Origin of the sequence: Bradyrhizobium lablabi, assembly GCF_001440475.1 — a bacterium.
Lineage (GTDB): Bacteria > Pseudomonadota > Alphaproteobacteria > Rhizobiales > Xanthobacteraceae > Bradyrhizobium > Bradyrhizobium lablabi.
Genome location: NZ_LLYB01000099.1, coordinates 1 through 18441 on the forward strand (window position 1 = coordinate 1; position 18441 = coordinate 18441).

The window sequence follows — 18441 nt, forward strand, 5'->3', positions numbered from 1 at the left end:
GAGGCGGTGTTGGCGGGCGGCGGACCGCCAGGCATCACCACCACGCGGGTGCCGACCTTGGCCCGGTCGAACAGGTCGGAAACGTCCTCGTTCAGCATGCCGATGCAGCCCGAGGAGACGAACTTGCCGATCGTCGACGGCTGGTTGGTGCCGTGGATGCGGTAGACGGTCGAACCGAGATACATCGCGCGGGCGCCGAGCGGATTGCCGGGGCCGCCGGCCATGAAGCGCGGCAGATAGGGCTGGCGCTCGATCATCTCGGTCGGCGGATGCCAGTCCGGCCACTCGGCCTTGCGGGAGATCTTCTGCACGCCGTTCCAGGTGAAGCCGTCGCGGCCGACACGGACGCCGTAGCGGATCGCGCGGCCGCCACCGAGCACGTAGTAGAGATGGGTGTTGGCGGTATCGACGACGATGGTGCCCGCGGGCTCCTTCGTCGCGAAGGACACTTCCTGGCGGCGCAGATGCGCGGGAAGCTGTGCGGGCCCCACTTCCGGCTGCTCTTCCGGCGGCAGCGCGGCGAGTTGCACGGGCCTGCCGTCAGCTCCAACGGCGGGTTGCTGCGGGAGCCCGCCGGTAGCTGCTGGTGCCTGCGCAGGCGCCGCACCGATGGCCCCTGGCGGGCGCAATCCAGCGCGGTCGTCGTTCGGATAGACGATGCCGGCGCCGGGAATACGGCTGTCGCCGCGGTCCGAATAGACCTGCTGCTGCGAAGCGGGCGGGCGGTCCGCATAGATCACCGGCGGCGGACCGGCCGGACGGCCATAACGCGGATCGTCAGGAGAAAGAACCGGACCGGTCGGCGCCGGAGCGCCACGGTCTGAATAAACCGGGGCACCGGCCGGGCGGCCATAGCGCGGATCGTCCGGGGAAAGGATCGGGCCCGTCGGCGCCGGAGCGCCACGGTCCGAGTAGACCGGCGCACCCGCCGGCCGGCCATAGCGGGGATCGCTGGGCGACAGCACCGGACCAGGCGGTGGCAACGCGGCAGAACTCTGCGCGTTCGGCGCCTCGTCATCATCGTCCAGCGCATCGAAATCGGGCGCGCCGGGGCTGCGACGTTCCTCGGCCGCGTAACCACCGGGCACATACTGTCCGGGAGCTGTCGAATAGACTTGACCTTGGGCTGACGGATAGCCCTGCGCATGGGCGAGCGAAGTTCCGGCCATGGCAGCGGCAATGGCGGCACAAATCGTCAGAATGCGGTTGTTCATCATCGCCTTTTTATAGACCCCAAGCCCGACCGGACGGTTAACAGCAGATGACGGAAGATAGCGGCGCATTCAAGACAAATCCCGGAAACCCGGCCCAAACCAGTCATTTGTGATCGACGCCTGGCTGCGGCAAAGATGCCTCAGCGCACCGGAAATCGCCGATATCGCGTGGCTCACGACTCCAAACCGCAGATTTTGTAACAAAAAGCTGCCGGGCGTTGAGATACTCTCATATCGGCCTGATTCGCGCGCGGCGCTCCCCGCGAAATCCAGCCGCACAGTGGTCACCGCGTTCCCTTGGCAATCAATAACCCTCCGGCGATCAAGGAGGGGGTGGAACTCGCGTCCATGCTTCCCGGCTTTCGTTTTCTATTCACTGCAATCATCCTGTCGATGTCGGTCCTGATTTTCGGCCTCGGCGCCGCCGCGCTGTTGCGCGCGGCGCATGAGGAATTTGCCAATCTTCCCTCGCGACGGGCGGCGCCCGAGCCGATGTTTGCCCGCCAGACCGACGACTCGCTACCGACGCTGGCGCTGCTGCGCGTCGATCCGCCGGTCGTGGACAAGCCGGCGGAGAACGTCCCGGCCGACGCCATTCCGGAAGCGGCCACGGACGCCCCGGTGACCGCCGGGCAAACGCCGGACGCCGGCCCGGCCGAGCCTGAGAAACTGGCGGCGCTGAAAACGGCCGAGCCCGTGCAGGCCGAAGCCGTAAAGGAAGCCGCCAAGGAAGCTGCCAAGCCGGCACCTTCTGCGCAGGAGACCAACGCCGAGACACCGCCTGCTCCGGCGCCCGCAGCGGAAGCGCCCGTGGCAAATACGGAAGAGAAGCTCGCCGCCATCGCTGAAACGCAACCTTCGGCCGTAACACCCCCGTCCCCGGCCGAGCCGGCGACGGCAGCGGTTTCGCCTGAAGTCAGCCCTGCCGCGCCCCGGATCGCGACGCTCGGCGGTCCCGCTGTCGTCATCGAGGAAAAGACATCGGCCGCTTCCGCGACCACGGAAGCGAAGCCGGACCGCAACGCCGTCAAGAAGCGGGCCGCGGAGCGGGCCCGGGAAAAGCGGCAGTTGGCCGTGCGTCGCGCACGCCTGGCACGCGAGGCGGCGGCGCAGCAGCAACAATTGCTGGCCAATCCGTTCACGCAACTCCAGCCGCCGCGCGTGACGCGGTAGCGGGCTCGATTAAGGAGATCAGGCCGGCCCGGTCGCGACCGGCGGGCCGTCGGCGGCGCCCCACTCCGTCCATGAGCCGTCATAGAGCGCCGGGTTCTCGACGCCGAGACGATAGAGCGCCAGCGTCAGCACCGCGGCGCTGACGCCGGAGCCGCAGCTCGTCACGATCGGCGCATCGAGCTTCACGCCGGCGCCCGCGAACGCCGCCCGCAACGCATCGAGCGGCTTCATCGTGCCGGTCGCCGCATCGAACAGATTGTTGTAGGGCAGGCTGAGGCTGCCCGGAATGTGGCCGGAACGCAGCCCCGCCCGCGGCTCGGCCACCTTGCCCTGGTAGCGCTCGTTGGCGCGGGCATCGATCACCTGCTCGGCGCGGCTCGAGAGATTGGCAACGAGCTGCTGCATGCTGCGCACGCGCCGTCCATCGAACGTCGCCTTGAACGTCGAAGGTTTTGCCGCGACCTCGCCCTTCTCTACCTTGCGGCCTTCCGCAACCCATTTTTTCAGGCCGCCATCGAGCACGCGCACTTCCTTGCCGAACGACAGGAACATCCACCACGCGCGCGGTGCCGCAACCCAGCCGCCGGAATCATAGACCACGACGGTGTCGTCGTTGCCGATCCCGAGCGCGCCGACATCGCGGCCGAACTGCTCGGCGGAGGGGAACATGTGCGGCAGCGGGTTGGAATGGTCTGATACCGCGTCGACGTCGAAGAACAGTGCGCCTGGAATGTGCGACGCGAGATAGTCGTCCTTCGGAAGCGGCAGCACGCCCGGCATCTTGAACGAGGCGTCGATCACCTTGACGTTGGGATCGCTGATGTGCGCGGCGAGCCATTCGGTGGAGACGAGCGGATCAGTGGTGGCGGGCATGTTTCAGGTCTCCAATATTTCCCAGACGTCATTGCCGGGCTTGACCCGGCAATCCATCTGCTTCGAAGGATTTCTTGAAGGGATGGACACGCGGGTCAAGCCCGCGTGTGATGAGTATCACCCCTTCTTCTTCGGCTCCCACTTCTCGACCGGGCCGCCGGCGTCGCGCCAGGCGGCGAAGCCGCCGCCCATATGCGCAACCGGCTTTAAGCCCATGTCCTGCGCGGTCTTGGCGGCGAGCGCCGAGCGCAGGCCGCCGGCGCAGTGGAAGATGAATTTCTTGTCTTCCTGGAAGATCGGCTTGGCATAAGGGCTTTGCGGATCGATCCAGAATTCCAGCATGCCGCGGGTGCAGGAGAAGGCGCCGGGGATCTTGCCCTCGCGCTCGATCTCCCGGGGATCCCTGATATCGACGATCACGACATTCGGATCCTGCGCGGCCTTGATGGCGTCGGCGGCGCTGACGGTCTCGATGGCAGCGTTGGCTTCGTCGATCAGGGATTTGATGCCGCGGTGGATGGTCTGGGGCATTGGACTGCGCCTTTCGTTGTTCTTGCGGTCATTACGGGGGCGCGCGTAGCGCGAACTATGATGCGCAGTTGCGCATCTGAGAATCCAGAGATTAGTTCATCCGATCGAGATTCCGGGTCCGATACTGCGCATCGCCCCGGAATGACGACAGTCACCGCACCAATTCCTTCATTGCGCCTTCGAGGCCTTCGATCGTGATCGGAAACATGCGGCCCGAAAGCAGCCGGCGGATGATGGTGGTGGATTCCGAATAGTCCCAGTGCTTCTGCGCCACCGGATTGAGCCACACCGTGTGCGGATAGGTGCGCGTGACGCGTTCGAGCCAGACCGATCCGGCCTCCTCGTTGACGTGCTCGACCGACCCGCCCGGCACCATGATCTCGTAAGGCGACATCGAGGCGTCGCCGACGAACACCACCTTGTAGTCGTGCGGATATTTGTGCAGCACGTCCCAGGTCGGCGTGCGGTCGGTGAAGCGGCGCTTGTTCTGCTTCCAGACGCCTTCATAGAGGCAGTTGTGGAAGTAGAAATACTCCATGTGCTTGAACTCGGACTTCGCCGCCGAGAACAGCTCCTCGACCTGCTCAATGTGCGAATCCATCGAGCCGCCGATGTCGAAGAACACCAGAACCTTCACCGCGTTGCGACGCTCGGGCCGCATGACGACGTCGAGATAGCCGTGGTTGGCGGTTTCCCGGATGGTGGTGTCGAGATCGAGTTCGTCGGGCGCGCCGGTGCGGGCGAATTTGCGCAGGCGCCGCAGCGCGACCTTGATGTTGCGGATGCCGAGCTCGACATTGCCGTCGAGATCCTTGAACTCGCGCTTGTCCCACACCTTCACGGCGCGGTTGTTGCGGTTCTTCTCCTGACCGATCCGGACGCCTTCCGGGTTATAGCCATGGGCGCCGAACGGCGAGGTGCCGGCGGTGCCGATCCACTTGTTGCCGCCCTGGTGGCGGCCCTTCTGTTCTTCGAGGCGCTTGCGAAGCGTCTCCATGAGCTTGTCCCAGCCCATGGCTTCGATCTGCTTCTTCTCTTCCTCGGTGAGATATTTTTCCGCGAGCTTCTTCAGCCACTCCTCGGGGATCTCGGCCTTGTCCATGGCGTCGAGCAGGCTTTCCAGCCCCTTGAACACGGTGCCGAAGACGCGGTCGAACTTGTCGAGGTTGCGCTCGTCCTTCACCAGCGCGGCGCGGGACAGGTAGTAGAAATTCTCCACCGTCTGGTCGGCGAGGTCGGCGTCGAGCGCCTCCATCAGCGTCAGGTATTCGCGCAAGGTCACCGGGACCTGTGCGTCGCGGAGCGATGTGAAGAATTGCAGGAACATGGGATACAGATTGCCTGCCCGCCCGCGCCCGTCAAGGGCCGTAGCATGTCAAAGGCCAGCGCATAGCTGTCAGGCCTAGACCGGGAGGCTTTTTCAATTACAATTGAGCCGTAAAGGGTTTATTCCGGCAGGGGAAATTCAATGAGCATCATTGCGGCGCTGATCATCGGCGGTATTGCGGGCTGGCTTGCCGGGCTGATCGTTCGCGGCGCAGGTTTCGGGCTGATTGGCAATATCGTGGTCGGCATTATCGGCGCGCTGCTGGCGGGCTGGCTGCTGCCGCAACTGGGCGTCAGCCTCGGCGTCGGCTGGGTTCGCGATATCATCAACGCCACCATCGGCGCGGTGATCATCCTGGTGATCCTGTCGCTGATCAGACGCTGACGAAGCCGCCAGCTACTCCAATCGCGACCGCCGGACCGGCGGTCGTTTACTGTTCAGGCCGCGAGCGGCCCAAGAACTAGCAACAAGGTAAACGGATAGATGAAATTTACCGGCACCAAGGACTATGTCGCCACCGACGACCTCAAGGTCGCCGTCAACGCCTCGATCGTGCTCGAGCGGCCGCTGCTGATCAAGGGCGAGCCCGGCACCGGCAAGACCGTGCTGGCGGAGGAAGTCTCAAAAGCGCTCGGCGCGCCGCTTTTGACCTGGCACATCAAGTCGACCACCAAGGCGCAGCAGGGTCTGTACGAATACGACGCGGTATCACGCCTGCGCGACAGCCAGCTCGGCGATCCCCGCGTTTCCGATATTTCCAACTACATCAAGCGCGGCAAATTGTGGGAGGCCTTCACCCACGACAAGCGTCCGGTGCTCTTGATCGACGAGATCGACAAGGCCGACATCGAATTTCCCAACGACCTGTTGCTCGAACTCGATCGCATGGAGTTCTTCGTCTACGAGACCGGCGAGAACATCAAGGCGAGCCTGCGCCCGATCGTGATGATCACCTCCAACAACGAAAAGGAATTGCCGGACGCGTTCCTGCGCCGCTGTTTCTTCCACTACATCAAGTTCCCCGACGCCGACACCATGGGCCGGATCGTCGACGTGCACTTCCCCGGCATCAAGAAGCGCCTGGTGGAAGAAGCCTTGCGCATCTTCTTCGAGGTGCGCGAAGTGCCGGGCCTGAAGAAGAAGCCCTCGACTTCGGAGCTGCTCGACTGGTTGAAGCTCTTGTTGAACGAGGACATCACGCCGGAAATGCTGAGGGAGCGCGACCCGCGCAAGCTGATCCCGCCGCTGCACGGCGCCCTGCTCAAGAACGAACAGGACGTGCACCTGTTCGAGCGGCTGGCGTTCCTCAGCCGGCGCGAAGTGTAATTCGCTGACGACCTACGGCGCCAGAACCTCACGGTTCTGGCGTTTCGTTTTTCACGACACAACAAATGAAAAAAGAACAGGGAAGATGAACGTTCAGACCCAGATCGACACAACTGCGCCCCGGACCACCGAGCATTTCGACGTCGTGATCGCGGGCGCCGGCATCTCCGGCGTGGGCGCCGCCTATCACCTCACCACGCAGTGCCCGGGAACGACTTTCGTGGCGCTGGAAGCGCAGAAGACCTTTGGCGGCACGTGGACGACGCATCGCTATCCCGGCATCCGTTCCGACAGCGACCTGCACACCTTCGGCTATCGCTTCAAGCCGTGGACCACGGCGCCGATCGCGAGTGCGGCGGAGATCCTGAAATACATGGGCGAGGTGATCGAGGAGAACGATCTCGCTCCCCACATCCGCTATCAGCACACCATCACCTCGGCGAAATGGTCGAGCGAGGAAAACCTCTGGACCATCGAGGCCACGCGTACCGACACCGGCGAGCGACGGCGCTTCACCACCAATTTCTTCTGGATGTGCCAGGGCTATTACCGCCACACCGAGGGCTATACGCCGGAGTGGAAGGACATGGCCAAGTTCAAGGGCCGGATCGTCCATCCGCAGAAATGGCCTGAAGATCTCGACTACAGGAACAAGCGCGTCATCGTGATCGGCTCCGGCGCTACCGCCGCGACGCTGATCCCGGCGATGGCGGCCGACTGCGCGCATGTCACCATGCTGCAGCGTTCGCCGACTTACTTTCGCACCGGGCGCAACGCCATCGAGATCGCCGAAGAGCTGCGGAAACTACAGGTCGACGAGCACTGGATCCACGAGATCACCCGGCGAAAAATCCTGTTCGACCAGGATGCCTTCACCCGCAAGACCTTTGCCGAACCGGAAGCGGCCAAGAAGGATCTCTTGTCCGCCGTCGAAGCCTATCTCGGCAAGGACTACGACATCGCGACCCATTTCACGCCAAAATACCGGCCGTGGCGGCAGCGCATCGCGTTCATCCCTGACGGCGACCTGTTCCAGGGCATCAAGTCCGGCAAGGCTTCCGTCGTCACCGACGAGATCGATCGCTTCACCGAAAAGGGCATTCTGCTGAAATCCGGCAAGGAGCTCGAGGCCGACATCATCGTCACCGCGACCGGCTTCAACCTCTGCGCCAATGGCGACATCGAGTTTGCCATCGACGGCAAGCCACTCGACTTCGCCGATACCGTCACCTATCGCGGCATGATGTTCACGGGCGTGCCGAACCTCGTCTGGGTGTTCGGCTATTTCCGCGCCAGCTGGACGCTGCGCGTCGACCTCGTCGCCGACTTCGTCTGCCGGCTGCTCACGCACATGAAGGCGACCGGCGCGAAAAAGGTGACGGCGGAGCTTCGTCCCGAAGACCACAACATGCCGTTGCTGCCCTGGATCGATCCGGAGAACTTCAATCCCGGCTACATGATGCGCGGCATGCACCTGTTGCCCAAGCGCGGCGAAAAGCCGGAATGGCAGCACAATCAGGATTACTGGGCGGAGAAGGATGAGTTTCCGGCCATCGACCTCAAAGACAAGGCGTTCGTTTACGGCTGAGGTGTGATGCCGGGTGAGCGGCGCATCCCCTCACCCGGCATTCCTAGGCGGAACGCGCCTCGATCACGTTGAAGCGGCCGGCCGGATGAACCGCGGCCAGAGCGAAGCCGCTTCGCTCGAGCAAGTCGCGATATTGCCCCTTGGTGCGCTCGCTGCCGCCGGGCCCGCGCATCATGTTGAGATCACTCATTGCATGCGCCTTGTCGTCGTTGGTCACGCCCGGCGCCTCCGGCATCAGCCGTTCGACCAACAGCAATTTGCCGCCACCCGGCAGCGCCTGCTGACAGTTGCGCAGGATCGAGATGCTGCGCGCATCATTCCAATCGTGGATTATGCTCTTGAGAATGATTGCGTCAGCCACCGCCGGAACCGATTCGAAGAAATCACCGGCGACGAATTCGACCCGGTCGCTGACGCCGATCTGCCGAAGATGTTTGCCAGCGGCCTCGGCGCACCGCGGAAGATCGAAAACGGTGCCGCGTAGCTTCCGGTTTTGCTGCGCGATGGCGCCGAGCAACTCGCCCGAGCCGCCGCCGACGTCCATCAAGCGGGATATCCCGCTAAAATCGTAAGAGCGAAGGATATCCGGTGTGACAAGTCGCGTGAGTTCGGTCATCGCAAGATTGAACTTGTCGACGTTTCCAGGCGTTCGCCCCATCAGTTCGAAACTGTCGGCAACGCCCTGCAATTCCGCGAAGGTCTTGCCGGTCATCACGGATTCAAGCATCCCGCTCCAGGATTTTGAAAGCATCTCGGCTTCAAGGATCGCCCAGCCCTTGACCGACTGCTCCGCCGCGCCGTCGAGGCAGGCGCCCACCTCCGTCAAGGCATAGCTATCTTCGCCGGTTCGCGAACATATGCCGATGGTGGAGAGCGCAGTGAGCAGACGTCGAAGCGACCGTTCATCCGCGCCGGTTGCCTTTGCAAGCTTGCCAGCCGTCTGCGGCCCGTAGCTCAACAGCTCGGCGAGCCCGAGTCTGGCGGCCACGTAGATCACTGCGGTCACACGGTGCGACTGTATGAGGTCGAAAAGCCTGAGGGCCGATACTTGAGATGCCATCGTGCCTCCTTTCACCACATCACTGCGGATTTCGGATATCGATTATCTTGGCCAGTTCGTTCATCGCGGATCGCTGCTTTTCGATCCCCGCTTTCAGTTCCTCGGTCGTGCCGCTCAACACAATGTGCCCGCCTGCCTCCAGCTTGCTGCGAACATCGGGTTCGCGACAGATGGCGGTAACGTCGGCGGCAATTCGGCTTCGCACGGCCTCCGGCATGATCTTGCCGGCGAAAATTCCCGCCAATCCCTCGATTTCAAGCTCGGGGTGTCCGAGTTCGCGCGCGGTCTTGATGTCGGGAAGTGTCGCTGCGCGGCTCGGATTGGCGACAGTCAGGAAGCGCGCCTTGCCGGCTTGAACGGGCGAGGATGATGCGGTCAACGAGGTCAGGAGAGCCTGGATGCGGCCTTCACCCAGATCGGCCTGGGGCTGGGAGGCATCGCGATAACTAACGAAGTTCATCTTCAGATCGTGTTGCTTCAGGAATGCCGAAAATACAAACCGCGGCAGGGTCGGCCCCGAAGTCCAGGCATACTTCCCCGGATTGGCCCGCAACGCCTCGATCAGTTCCGGGATGCTGCTCACGGATAGCTGGTTGCTGACGGCGAGCATCAGGACGATCGCCGTGGTGGCGGAAATCGGCACCAGATCGCGGTTGACGTCGTAAGGCAGCTTCTCGACCAGCAGTGGCGCGACGGTGATCGAGCCGGCCACGGTGTACAACAGCGCATGATCATCCTGGCCGGCAATAAATGAACCGACACCGATCGTGCCTTCGGCGCCGGGCCGATCCTCGATGACGACGGGCTTGCCCCATTTCTTGCCAAGCGCATCCGCGAAAATCCGGGCCGCGGCGTCATTGGCGCTGCCGGGCGGAAACGTCACGATCAGCTTGACCTGCCGCTCGGGCCAATCGGCGCGCGCGGATATCGGCGCAGCCAGAGCCATAACGATGGCGGCAAGACCGACGAGCGGTCGCAGCCTCGCCTTGCGGCGGCCGGAGCTTCCTGGAGCCTGCGGGAACATCGTCGCCATTGCCTCCCCTTGGTCACGGTCGATCGCTGCCCAGGCGAGCTCAACCGTCACTTGCGTTGATGACGCCTCCTAGCCTGCCGTCCGCGAAAGCCCCACGCTCGGTTTCGATCAAGGTGGCGGCTAACCGAAGCTGGCGAAATGAACTCGTTCACAGATTTAATGTATACTTACATGGTATTATAGAACCGAAAAAAGATACAAATTGCGAACTCAGAGCCATCGATGTATACATCCTGCACTCAAACAGGAGTGCAGCCATGCCGTCCTCATTCCCGCTCAATGCCTGGTACGCCGCTGCCTGGGACGTCGATATCAAGCACGCGCTGTTTCCGCGCACGATCTGCGGCAAGCATGTCGTGATGTATCGCCAGTCCAACGGGCAGGTTTCCGCGCTGGAGGACGCCTGCTGGCACCGCCTGGTGCCGCTCTCGAAGGGACGGCTCGACGGCGACACCGTCATCTGCGGCTATCACGGGCTGAAATTCAACGCGCAGGGCCGCTGCACCTACATGCCCTCGCAGGACACCATCAATCCCTCCGCCTGCGTGCGCTCCTATCCCGTGGTGCAGCGCCACCGCTTCATCTGGCTGTGGATGGGCGATCCGGCGCTGGCCGACCCTGCGCTGGTGCCCGACATGCATTGGAACGACGATCCGGCCTGGGCCGGCGACGGCAAGACCATTCACGTCAAATGCGACTACCGCCTCGTGGTCGACAATCTGATGGACCTGACCCACGAGACTTTCGTGCACGGCTCCAGCATCGGCAACGACCACGTCGCTGAAGCCCCGTTCGACGTCACCCATGGCGACAAGACCGTGACCGTGACGCGCTGGATGAAGGGCATCGACGCGCCGCCGTTCTGGGCCGCGCAGTTGCAGAAGCCGGGCGCGGTCGACCGCTGGCAGATCATCCATTTCCAGGCGCCCGGCACCGTCAATATCGACGTCGGCGTCGCGCCCGCCGGCACCGGCGCGCCGGAAGGCGACCGCTCGCAGGGCGTCAACGGCTTTGTGCTCAACACCATGACGCCGGAGACCGCGACCACCTGTCACTATTTCTGGGCCTTCGTCCGCAATTACCGGATAACGGAGCAGAAACTAACCACCGAAATCCGCGAGGGCGTTGCCGGCATCTTCCACGAGGATGAAATCATCCTCGAAGCGCAGCAGCGCGCGATGGACGAAAATCCGGATCGCACTTTCTACAACCTCAACATCGATGCCGGTGCGATGTGGGCGCGGCGCGTGATCGACCGCATGGTCGCGCGCGAGAAAACGCCACCGACCATGCAAGCTGCGGAGTAAGCCGTGAGCGAACGCGACACCGAGCGCTCCGTCTCGCAGACCGTGCGTGCGCAACTCGCGCTGCGCGACATGATCCTGTCCGGGCGGCTGCGTCCGGGCGAGCGCATCAGCGAATTGCAGGCGGTCGACATCACAGGCGTGTCGCGAACGCCGGTGCGGCTGGCGCTGGTGCGGCTGGAGGACGAAGGCCTGCTGCAGGCGATCCCTTCCGGCGGCTTCATGGTGAAGGCCTTCACCGAGCGCGACATCCTGGATTCGATCGAGCTGCGCGGCACGCTGGAGGGCCTCGCCGCCCGCTTCGCCGCCGAGCGCGGCGTCAGCGCGCGCAGCCTCGAGCCGCTCAAGGAATGCCTTGCCGATCTCGACCAACTGGTTCGGCAGGACCCAATTTCGGTGGAAGCGTTTTCCGCCTATGTGACGATGAACGCGCGCTTTCACGCGATGCTCAACGAACTGTCCGCCAGCGCGCCGCTGATCCGCGAAATCGACCGCGTCTCGGCGCTGCCGTTCGCTTCCCCCAGCGCGTTCGTAATGGCGCAGTCGGCATTGCCGGAAGCGCACCAGATCCTGCTGCTCGGGCAGGATCATCACCGCATCGTGGTCGACGCGATCGAGAACCGCGAGGGCGCGCGGGCCGAGGCCGTGATGCGCGAGCATTCCCGGCTTGCCGCGCGCAATCTGCGGCTCGCGGTCCGCAACCGCACGCATCTCGAGCTGATGCCTGCACTCGCTTTGCTCAAATCGTCAGCCGAATAGGAACGCCATGCGTTTTGCCGAACAATGGAGCTGGTGCACGGTCGACGCGATCTGCGACGTGACGCCGACGATCCGCGAATTTCGCCTGCGCCCCGAGAACGGCCATGTCGTGCCCTACCCTGCCGGCAGCCACATCAGCGTCACCGTGCTGATCGACGGACAGCCGGCGCGGCGTTCCTACTCGCTGGTCGAGAACAGTGACGCCGGCACCTACCGGATCGCGGTTCGGCTGGCGCCGGACAGCCGCGGCGGCTCGCGCGGTATGTGGAAGTTGAAAGCCGGCGCGCGGATCGAGACCTCGAATCCGACATCGCTGCTCGAAATCGATTGGACGAGGAAGAACTATTGCCTGATCGCCGGGGGCATCGGCATCACGCCGATCACGGGAATCGCTGCGGCGCTGCGCCGCCGGAACATCGACGCGCCGCTGCATTATGCCGTGAAGTCGCATGGCGACGCCGCGTACCTCGATGAGCTGACGGCGCTGCTCGGCGACCAGCTGACCGTGCACGCCTCCGACCGGGGCGCCCGGCTCAATCTGGACGCCACCTTCCACGCGCTGCCGCGCGACGCCATCGCCGTCATTTGCGGGCCGATGCGAATGCTGGAAGCCGCGCGCCGCGCCTGGAATGACGCAGGACGCGCGCCTGCCGATCTGCGCTTTGAGACCTTCGGCTCCAGCGGCCTGATGCCGACAGCGGAATTTCGGGTGCGGCTGAAGGATACCGGCACTGAACTCGTCGTGCCCCAGAACAGCTCGATGCTCGACGCGCTGAACGGCGCCGGCTTCGAGGTGATATCGGACTGCCAGCGCGGCGAATGCGGCGTCTGCGCCGTCGACATCGTAGCCGTCGAGGGGGAGATCGACCACCGCGACGTGTTCTTCAGCGATCAGCAGAAGCGCGAGAACCGCAAGATCTGCCCGTGCGTGTCGCGCGCGATCGGGGTCGTTACGATCGACACGCTGTACCGGGCTGAGGCTTTCTAGCGCTTCGACGCCGTGCTCTACCTTTTCGCGTGCGATGTTTAGCCAACTGGTCCCGGGATCCAATAGTCCCCCAACAGCGGCATTACTTTTACGCCGTTAAGTACTCCGAGCTGCATGCTTGGATCGAAATAGCGCATCGTCCGCTCATTGAGATCAATGATGCGGCCAGGCGTTAGTGGCCCCACGTCATTTATCTTGACGATGACCTTCTTGCCTACAGCTTCAACGAGGGCATACTTCGCTCTCGCGCCATACAGGACCCCACCAAATTTCTGACGCAGGCTTGTCTTGATGGCGGCCGCCCAGACAGAGGGATCATAGCGCTCGCCCGAGGCTGTGTTCGGGCCGCCCTCTCGCCATCCGGGCTTGAACGGATTGTATGTGGATGCTGCACCAACGATCGCATCTCCCGAAGCGGCCGCGACGACAGCGATTGAATGAACTGCAGCGATTTCACTTCGAGCAGCGGGAACGGAAATGACAAGCGCAACCAGCGCGCCGCAAATTGCGGCGCTCGAGCGGAACAGCATCATAGCTCCTTTGATTTTCTACGATCGGCCGGTTCCCGATGCCGCAAAACATGGTCAAGCGAACGCGGAAGCGTTCACGAACTCATGCCAACTCTTTGCGGATTCGCGCCAACCCGGGCGACGGGAACCGTTGTGGGAACCGACGATGGTCCTCGCACAGCGTTCTTAGTTCTCATCGACTAAGACAGAGATTGCGTCAGCAACATGACTGAACGGAGCCTCGCGTAGAGCACTGTCTCGACGAGTTCCGCTGGGGATCGATTGTGTTGAAAACTCGAAGCCGCCGGGCTCCGAAAATCTCGCCAATGTAGCGCATTGGCGATTTCAGCCGCTACAAGGCTCTGTAGACTCGATACGGACGGCAGCGATAGCTAATGCGGTAATTGATATGGTCCCTCACGTCGCAGCGAGAGAGGACTTTTTCAACGCTGCCGGTCATTAAGCGACATCACCGAGCGCAAGCCCATTCCGCTCTACCTCCTCCAATAACGGACGTTTGGCGCCACGGCTGTGATGTCCTCTTAGGCCAGAGCCGGACTCATACGGTGCAACGTTGGACGAACTATGCGCCGAGCAATGGCAACGTGAACTGAAAAACGGCACCGCCGCCCGCTTTGTTCGTTGCCCAGATCCTTCCGCCAAAAGCCTCAACGATCCCGCGCGACGTGGACAGCCCAAGCCCCGAACCGCCTCGCTTCGACGCGAACGGTTCGAAGATGCTGGAAAGCTGGTGAGCTGGAATGCCTGTTCCCGTATCAGAGACGGAAAACCCCGCTTTGGACCGATCGACTTGCCGAGTTTCCATCACGACCCGCCGTTGGCCCGGACGATCTTTCATCGTTGCGTCCATCGCGTTCAACGCCAAATTCAACACAACCTGCTGCAACCAAGTCGGATCGACACGCACCGCCAGCATGCTTTGCGAGGGGTGTGTTTTCATTTCGACACCTGCTTCGGCAGCATGTGGCTTCAAGATTTCATGAACGAGACCCACGACGTCATTCAAGTCGATCTTTTGTATCTCCGGCTCGCCGCTTCGCAACAGGTTCTGCATATGACGGATGATTTGTGACGCGCGCAGGCTGTCGCGACGAATGTCGGAAAGGATTTCCTTCACGCCAACGGGCGCGGAAGACCCTTCAACGTCCAGCTCTGCGGATTCGATATTGCTCAGGATAGCCGCCAAGGGCTGATTCAATTCGTGTGCAAACAACGAGGCTATCGCCGCAGCGTCGGCACGCCGAGTTAATCGACTGATTTCGAGGAGACGACGTCGGAGTTCGCTCTGCGTTTCCCTGTACTCATGGATATCGGTACAAGAGCCAATGTATCCAAGAAAGGAACCGTCCCGAGCATAGCGCGGAATTCCAGTATCATCGATCCAACGATAGGTGCGATCATGGCGACGCAACCGATATTCCATTCTGAATTCCTTCCGCGCGTCAAAGTGGCTGACGTAGGTTTCCAGACAGCGATCGAAATCCTCCTGATGAACGCCCTCCGACCAACCATTACCGAGTTCCTGCTGCATGTCGCGGCCAGTAAAGGTCAACCATGGCCGGTTGAACCAGATGCATTGCTTGTCCGGTCCGGACACCCAGATCATCACCGGGGCGGCATCCATGACTTCGGCGAATCGCGCATCCAGTCCGCCCGCCGGCTCGGCAGAAGAGCGAGTTGCCGGAGCGGTCCGGATTTGGCTTGTCGATTTCGATCGCCGCTCGGTGCGACCGCGGCATCGGGCGGCCCGCTCAATGGCTTCGAGCAACGTGGATTTTAGGATCGGCTTTGTTAGAACGTCTTCAGCACCAGCCTTGATCGCTTGCACGCTGGTCTCAACGCTCCCGTGTCCCGTCAAAAACAAGATAGGCAAGCCAGAGCCGATTTCGTTCAATCGCTCCTGCACGTCGAGCCCATCGAGGTCGGGCATGCGCATGTCCAGCAGTACACAGCCTGTTTCCGTGCGCGGCGGATTTGCGAGAAGCTGTCGGCCGGATTCATAGACCATGACCCGGTAACCAGCAGTTCGGAGCAGCCGGGCAATAGCAACCCGAAACGATGAGTCGTCGTCGACAACGTAGATGGTTGCCGGTGTGATGGTCATCTTGTTCACCCAGGCGGAGCGGGATACCGCCTGCGCCAACTCCGGTTGCCCACCCAAATATTCAAATCACAAGCAAGAGCAGGAGCCGCTTTGATCTGCATCAAGCAATCCCTTATTGAAAAGGGGGAATCCCCGGCCCAGGTCTGCTGTGGCTCACGAGCGGTAATACTCTAACTGATCGTAAGTTCCGCTTGGCCATCAGAAGCGGGCATCTGCGCCTTTATGAACACGTCCTGGAAAAATTCGCCGAGAAACGCCGCAGCTTCGTCCGAGATGCCGACGATCTTGTTCGTTGCCTGACGATAGAACTTGAAACTGAGCTCGGTCCCGGGCTGACCGTCATTCCACTTGTTGAAATGCGCTACGCCGGCACCGGAAACCTCACCGCCTCCAGCGCCGTCTTGCCGCGGATCATGTCGGAGGCCTTGTCGGCGATCATCAAGGTCGAGGCGTTGAGGTTGGCCGAGATCATGCGCGGCATGATCGAGGCATCGACGACGCGCAGGCCCTGCAGCCCGTGTACGCGCAGCTCGTCGTCGACCACGGCCCATTTGGCATCCGCCGGGCCCATGCGGCAGGTGCAGCCGGGATGGAACGTGGTGGTGCCGCGCTCGGTGGCGGCGGCCAACAATTCGTCGTCGCTCTGCACCTTCGGTCCGGGGAAATCCTCATAGGCGTAATAGGGCGCGAGCGGTTTCGACGCGAGCAACCGGCGCGCCAGCTTCATGCCGGCGACGACGACGCGGCGGTCGATCTCTTCCACCAGATAATTGGTCTGGATGATCGGCGGCGCGAACGGATCGGCCGAGCGGATGCGGACATAGCCGCGGCTCTCGGGGCGCTGCTGCCATGAGGCAACCGTCATGCCGGGTTCATCTTCAAGCTGGCCCTGCACGCCTTCCTTGTAGCTTGCGGGCGTGAAGGTGAGCTGCAGGTCGGAGCTTTCGGTGGTCTCGCCGGAATGCCAGAAGCAATAGACCATGGTCGGCGACAGCGAGAGCAGGCCGCGCCGCGTCGTCGCCCATTTCAGCGCTTCGACCCAGAGGCTCACGCCGCGCCTGAGTTCATTGATGGTCCTGATATTCTTGACGCGCGCGACCGAGCGCGGCGCGTAATGGTCCTGCAGGCCCTCGCCGACGCCCGGCAGCGCGTGGCGGACCTCGATGCCGTGCGATTGCAACAGTTCCGGCGAGCCGACGCCGGACAATTGCAGCAACTGCGGCGAGTTGTAGGTACCGCCGGAAAGGATGACTTCCTTGCCGGCGCGCAACTCGACGGGCGTGCCGCCCTTGCCGCCCTTGAGATAACGCACGCCGACGGCGCGCTTGCCCTCGAAGATGAGGTTGGTGACATGCGCATGCGTTCGCACGTCGACGTTGCCCCGCTTGCGCGCCGGATGCAGGAACGCCGTCGCGGCGCTGACGCGCAGGCCCTTCTCGATGGTGCGCTGGCAGTAGGACACGCCCTCCTGGATTGCGCCGTTGTAATCAGGATTGCGCGGAATGCCGAGGCTGACCGCGCCTTCCATGAAGGCTTCGCAGAGCGGGTCCTGCCAGTCCATGGTGGTGACGGTGAGACTGCCGTCGCGGCCGCGATAGGTGTCGTCGCATTCACCGACGCGGCGCTCCATCCGCTTGAAATAGGGCAGGATGTCCGGATAGCCCCAGCCGCGATTGCCGAGCTGCGCCCAGGTATCGAAATCCTGGCGCTGGCCGCGGTTGTAGATATGGCCGTTGATGGACGACGAGCCGCCGAGCGTCTTGCCGCGCGGTGCGTAGATGCTGCGCCCGCCAGTCCACGGCCCGGGCTCCTGCTGATAGGCCCAGTTGATGCTCTTCATGTGGAAGGTCTTGATGAAACCGGCCGGCAGATGGATGTAGGGATGCCAGTCGCTCGGGCCTGCTTCGAGCACGCAGACGCGGCTCGCGGGATCTTCTCCCAGACGGTTGGCGAGCACGCTGCCTGCGGAGCCCGCGCCGATAATCACGTAATCGAACGTTTCCATCGTCTCGCTTCTCGCGCGGCTTAATTACCGCGGCTTGTCGTTGAGTTGATAATTGAGATGGGCCTTCACCGTTGGCCACTCGCTGGCGATGATGCTGTAAACCACGGTATCGCGCAACGTGCCGTTCGGCGCGATCTGGTGGCTTCTCAGGATACCGTCCTGCTTGGCCCCCAGCCGCTCGATGCCGCGCCGGCTCTGGTGATTGAAGAAATGCGTGCGGAATTCCACCGCAATGCAATTCAACTTCTCGAACGCATGAGTCAGCAGCAGCAATTTGCACTGCGTATTGAGCGCGCTGCGCTGCACACGCCTGGCGTACCAGGTCGAGCCGATCTCGACGCGGCGGTTGGCGGCGTCAACGTTCATGTAGGTCGTCATGCCCGCGATCTTGCCCTCGGCGTCAAACACCGTGAACGGCAGCATCGTTCCCGCCGCGAACAGGCCGAGCCGGCGGTCGATTTCCTTTTTCATGTTCTCGGCGGTCGGGATGGCGGTGTACCAGAGCTTCCACAGTTCGCCGTCGCTTACGGCTTCCACCAGTCCGTCGGCGTGATCGTGCGACAGCGGCTCGAGCCGGGCATGCGTGCCCTGCAGGGTTACCGGTTCAAGAAAGGCCATTCAGTACA

Annotated in this window: 17 protein-coding genes; 7 read left to right on the forward strand and 10 right to left on the reverse strand. The window is 62.6% G+C overall.

The window, feature by feature from the left end:
- The coding region (locus CQ14_RS28655; RefSeq protein WP_057861174.1) for a L,D-transpeptidase family protein at positions 1-1217 on the reverse strand (1217 nt) is incomplete at its 3' end.
- Between the two features lie 330 nt (positions 1218-1547).
- Between CQ14_RS28655 and CQ14_RS28660 the strand changes: the two genes are divergently transcribed.
- Complete coding sequence (locus CQ14_RS28660; RefSeq protein ID WP_057861175.1) at positions 1548-2387, forward strand: hypothetical protein; 840 nt, start codon at positions 1548-1550, stop codon at positions 2385-2387.
- An 18-nt stretch (positions 2388-2405) separates the two neighbouring features.
- On the opposite strand, the gene sseA is transcribed toward CQ14_RS28660, so the two are convergent.
- The 3 genes from sseA to CQ14_RS28675 all read right to left on the reverse strand — a co-directional run bounded on the left by sseA (position 2406) and on the right by CQ14_RS28675 (position 5118).
- Positions 2406-3260 carry a 3-mercaptopyruvate sulfurtransferase gene (gene sseA, locus CQ14_RS28665; protein ID WP_057861176.1) on the reverse strand — a complete coding sequence of 285 codons (855 nt, stop codon included), beginning with the start codon at positions 3258-3260 and terminating at the stop codon, positions 2406-2408.
- A gap of 117 nt (positions 3261-3377) precedes the next feature.
- Positions 3378-3791 (reverse strand): rhodanese-like domain-containing protein, encoded by a 414-nt coding sequence (locus tag CQ14_RS28670; protein ID WP_057836457.1) that lies wholly within the window; start codon positions 3789-3791, stop codon positions 3378-3380.
- 151 nt (positions 3792-3942) lie between these two features.
- Positions 3943-5118, reverse strand: coding sequence for a vWA domain-containing protein (locus tag CQ14_RS28675; RefSeq protein ID WP_057861177.1), 1176 nt, complete (start codon positions 5116-5118; stop codon positions 3943-3945).
- Positions 5119-5259: 141 nt separating this feature from the next.
- On the opposite strand from CQ14_RS28675, the gene CQ14_RS28680 reads away from it, so the two are divergent.
- The 3 genes from CQ14_RS28680 (at position 5260) to CQ14_RS28690 (ending at position 8032) form a co-directional block, all read left to right on the forward strand.
- The gene (locus tag CQ14_RS28680; RefSeq protein ID WP_057836459.1) at positions 5260-5502 is read left to right on the forward strand and encodes a GlsB/YeaQ/YmgE family stress response membrane protein; all 243 of its coding nucleotides are present in this window, start codon (positions 5260-5262) and stop codon (positions 5500-5502) included.
- Positions 5503-5601: 99 nt separating this feature from the next.
- Complete coding sequence (locus tag CQ14_RS28685; RefSeq protein WP_057861178.1) at positions 5602-6444, forward strand: AAA family ATPase; 843 nt, start codon at positions 5602-5604, stop codon at positions 6442-6444.
- 85 nt (positions 6445-6529) lie between these two features.
- A complete protein-coding gene (locus tag CQ14_RS28690; RefSeq protein ID WP_057861179.1) occupies positions 6530-8032 on the forward strand; it encodes a flavin-containing monooxygenase in 1503 nt (500 codons plus the stop codon).
- Between the two features lie 43 nt (positions 8033-8075).
- On the opposite strand, the gene CQ14_RS28695 is transcribed toward CQ14_RS28690, so the two are convergent.
- Together CQ14_RS28695 and CQ14_RS28700 are read right to left on the reverse strand one after the other, a co-directional pair.
- Positions 8076-9092 carry a methyltransferase gene (locus CQ14_RS28695; protein ID WP_063800440.1) on the reverse strand — a complete coding sequence of 339 codons (1017 nt, stop codon included), beginning with the start codon at positions 9090-9092 and terminating at the stop codon, positions 8076-8078.
- A gap of 19 nt (positions 9093-9111) precedes the next feature.
- The gene (locus tag CQ14_RS28700; RefSeq protein WP_245320579.1) at positions 9112-10125 is read right to left on the reverse strand and encodes a Bug family tripartite tricarboxylate transporter substrate binding protein; all 1014 of its coding nucleotides are present in this window, start codon (positions 10123-10125) and stop codon (positions 9112-9114) included.
- A 257-nt stretch (positions 10126-10382) separates the two neighbouring features.
- Here CQ14_RS28700 and CQ14_RS28705 point away from each other — a divergent pair, with 257 nt between their 5' ends.
- From CQ14_RS28705 to CQ14_RS28715, 3 genes are read left to right on the forward strand one after another with little or no spacing between them, the layout of a single operon-like run.
- Positions 10383-11432, forward strand: coding sequence for an aromatic ring-hydroxylating dioxygenase subunit alpha (locus CQ14_RS28705; RefSeq protein ID WP_057861181.1), 1050 nt, complete (start codon positions 10383-10385; stop codon positions 11430-11432).
- 3 nt (positions 11433-11435) lie between these two features.
- Positions 11436-12188: a GntR family transcriptional regulator gene (locus tag CQ14_RS28710; RefSeq protein ID WP_057861182.1), complete on the forward strand. Its 753-nt coding sequence runs from the start codon at positions 11436-11438 to the stop codon at positions 12186-12188.
- Positions 12189-12195: 7 nt separating this feature from the next.
- A complete protein-coding gene (locus CQ14_RS28715; protein WP_057861183.1) occupies positions 12196-13176 on the forward strand; it encodes a PDR/VanB family oxidoreductase in 981 nt (326 codons plus the stop codon).
- A 38-nt stretch (positions 13177-13214) separates the two neighbouring features.
- Here the strand turns inward: CQ14_RS28715 and CQ14_RS28720 are convergent, their stop codons facing one another.
- From CQ14_RS28720 to CQ14_RS28735, 4 genes are all read right to left on the reverse strand, one after another.
- The gene (locus CQ14_RS28720; RefSeq protein WP_199805636.1) at positions 13215-13709 is read right to left on the reverse strand and encodes an RlpA-like double-psi beta-barrel domain-containing protein; all 495 of its coding nucleotides are present in this window, start codon (positions 13707-13709) and stop codon (positions 13215-13217) included.
- Positions 13710-14268: 559 nt separating this feature from the next.
- Positions 14269-15810: a response regulator gene (locus CQ14_RS28725; RefSeq protein WP_156435540.1), complete on the reverse strand. Its 1542-nt coding sequence runs from the start codon at positions 15808-15810 to the stop codon at positions 14269-14271.
- Between the two features lie 361 nt (positions 15811-16171).
- On the reverse strand, positions 16172-17815 hold the full coding sequence (locus CQ14_RS28730; RefSeq protein ID WP_057861185.1) for a GMC family oxidoreductase: 1644 nt from the start codon (positions 17813-17815) through the stop codon (positions 16172-16174).
- Between the two features lie 24 nt (positions 17816-17839).
- Entirely contained in the window at positions 17840-18433 is a 594-nt protein-coding gene (locus CQ14_RS28735; RefSeq protein WP_057861186.1) for a GNAT family N-acetyltransferase, read from the reverse strand.
- Positions 18434-18441: the final 8 nt, after the last annotated feature.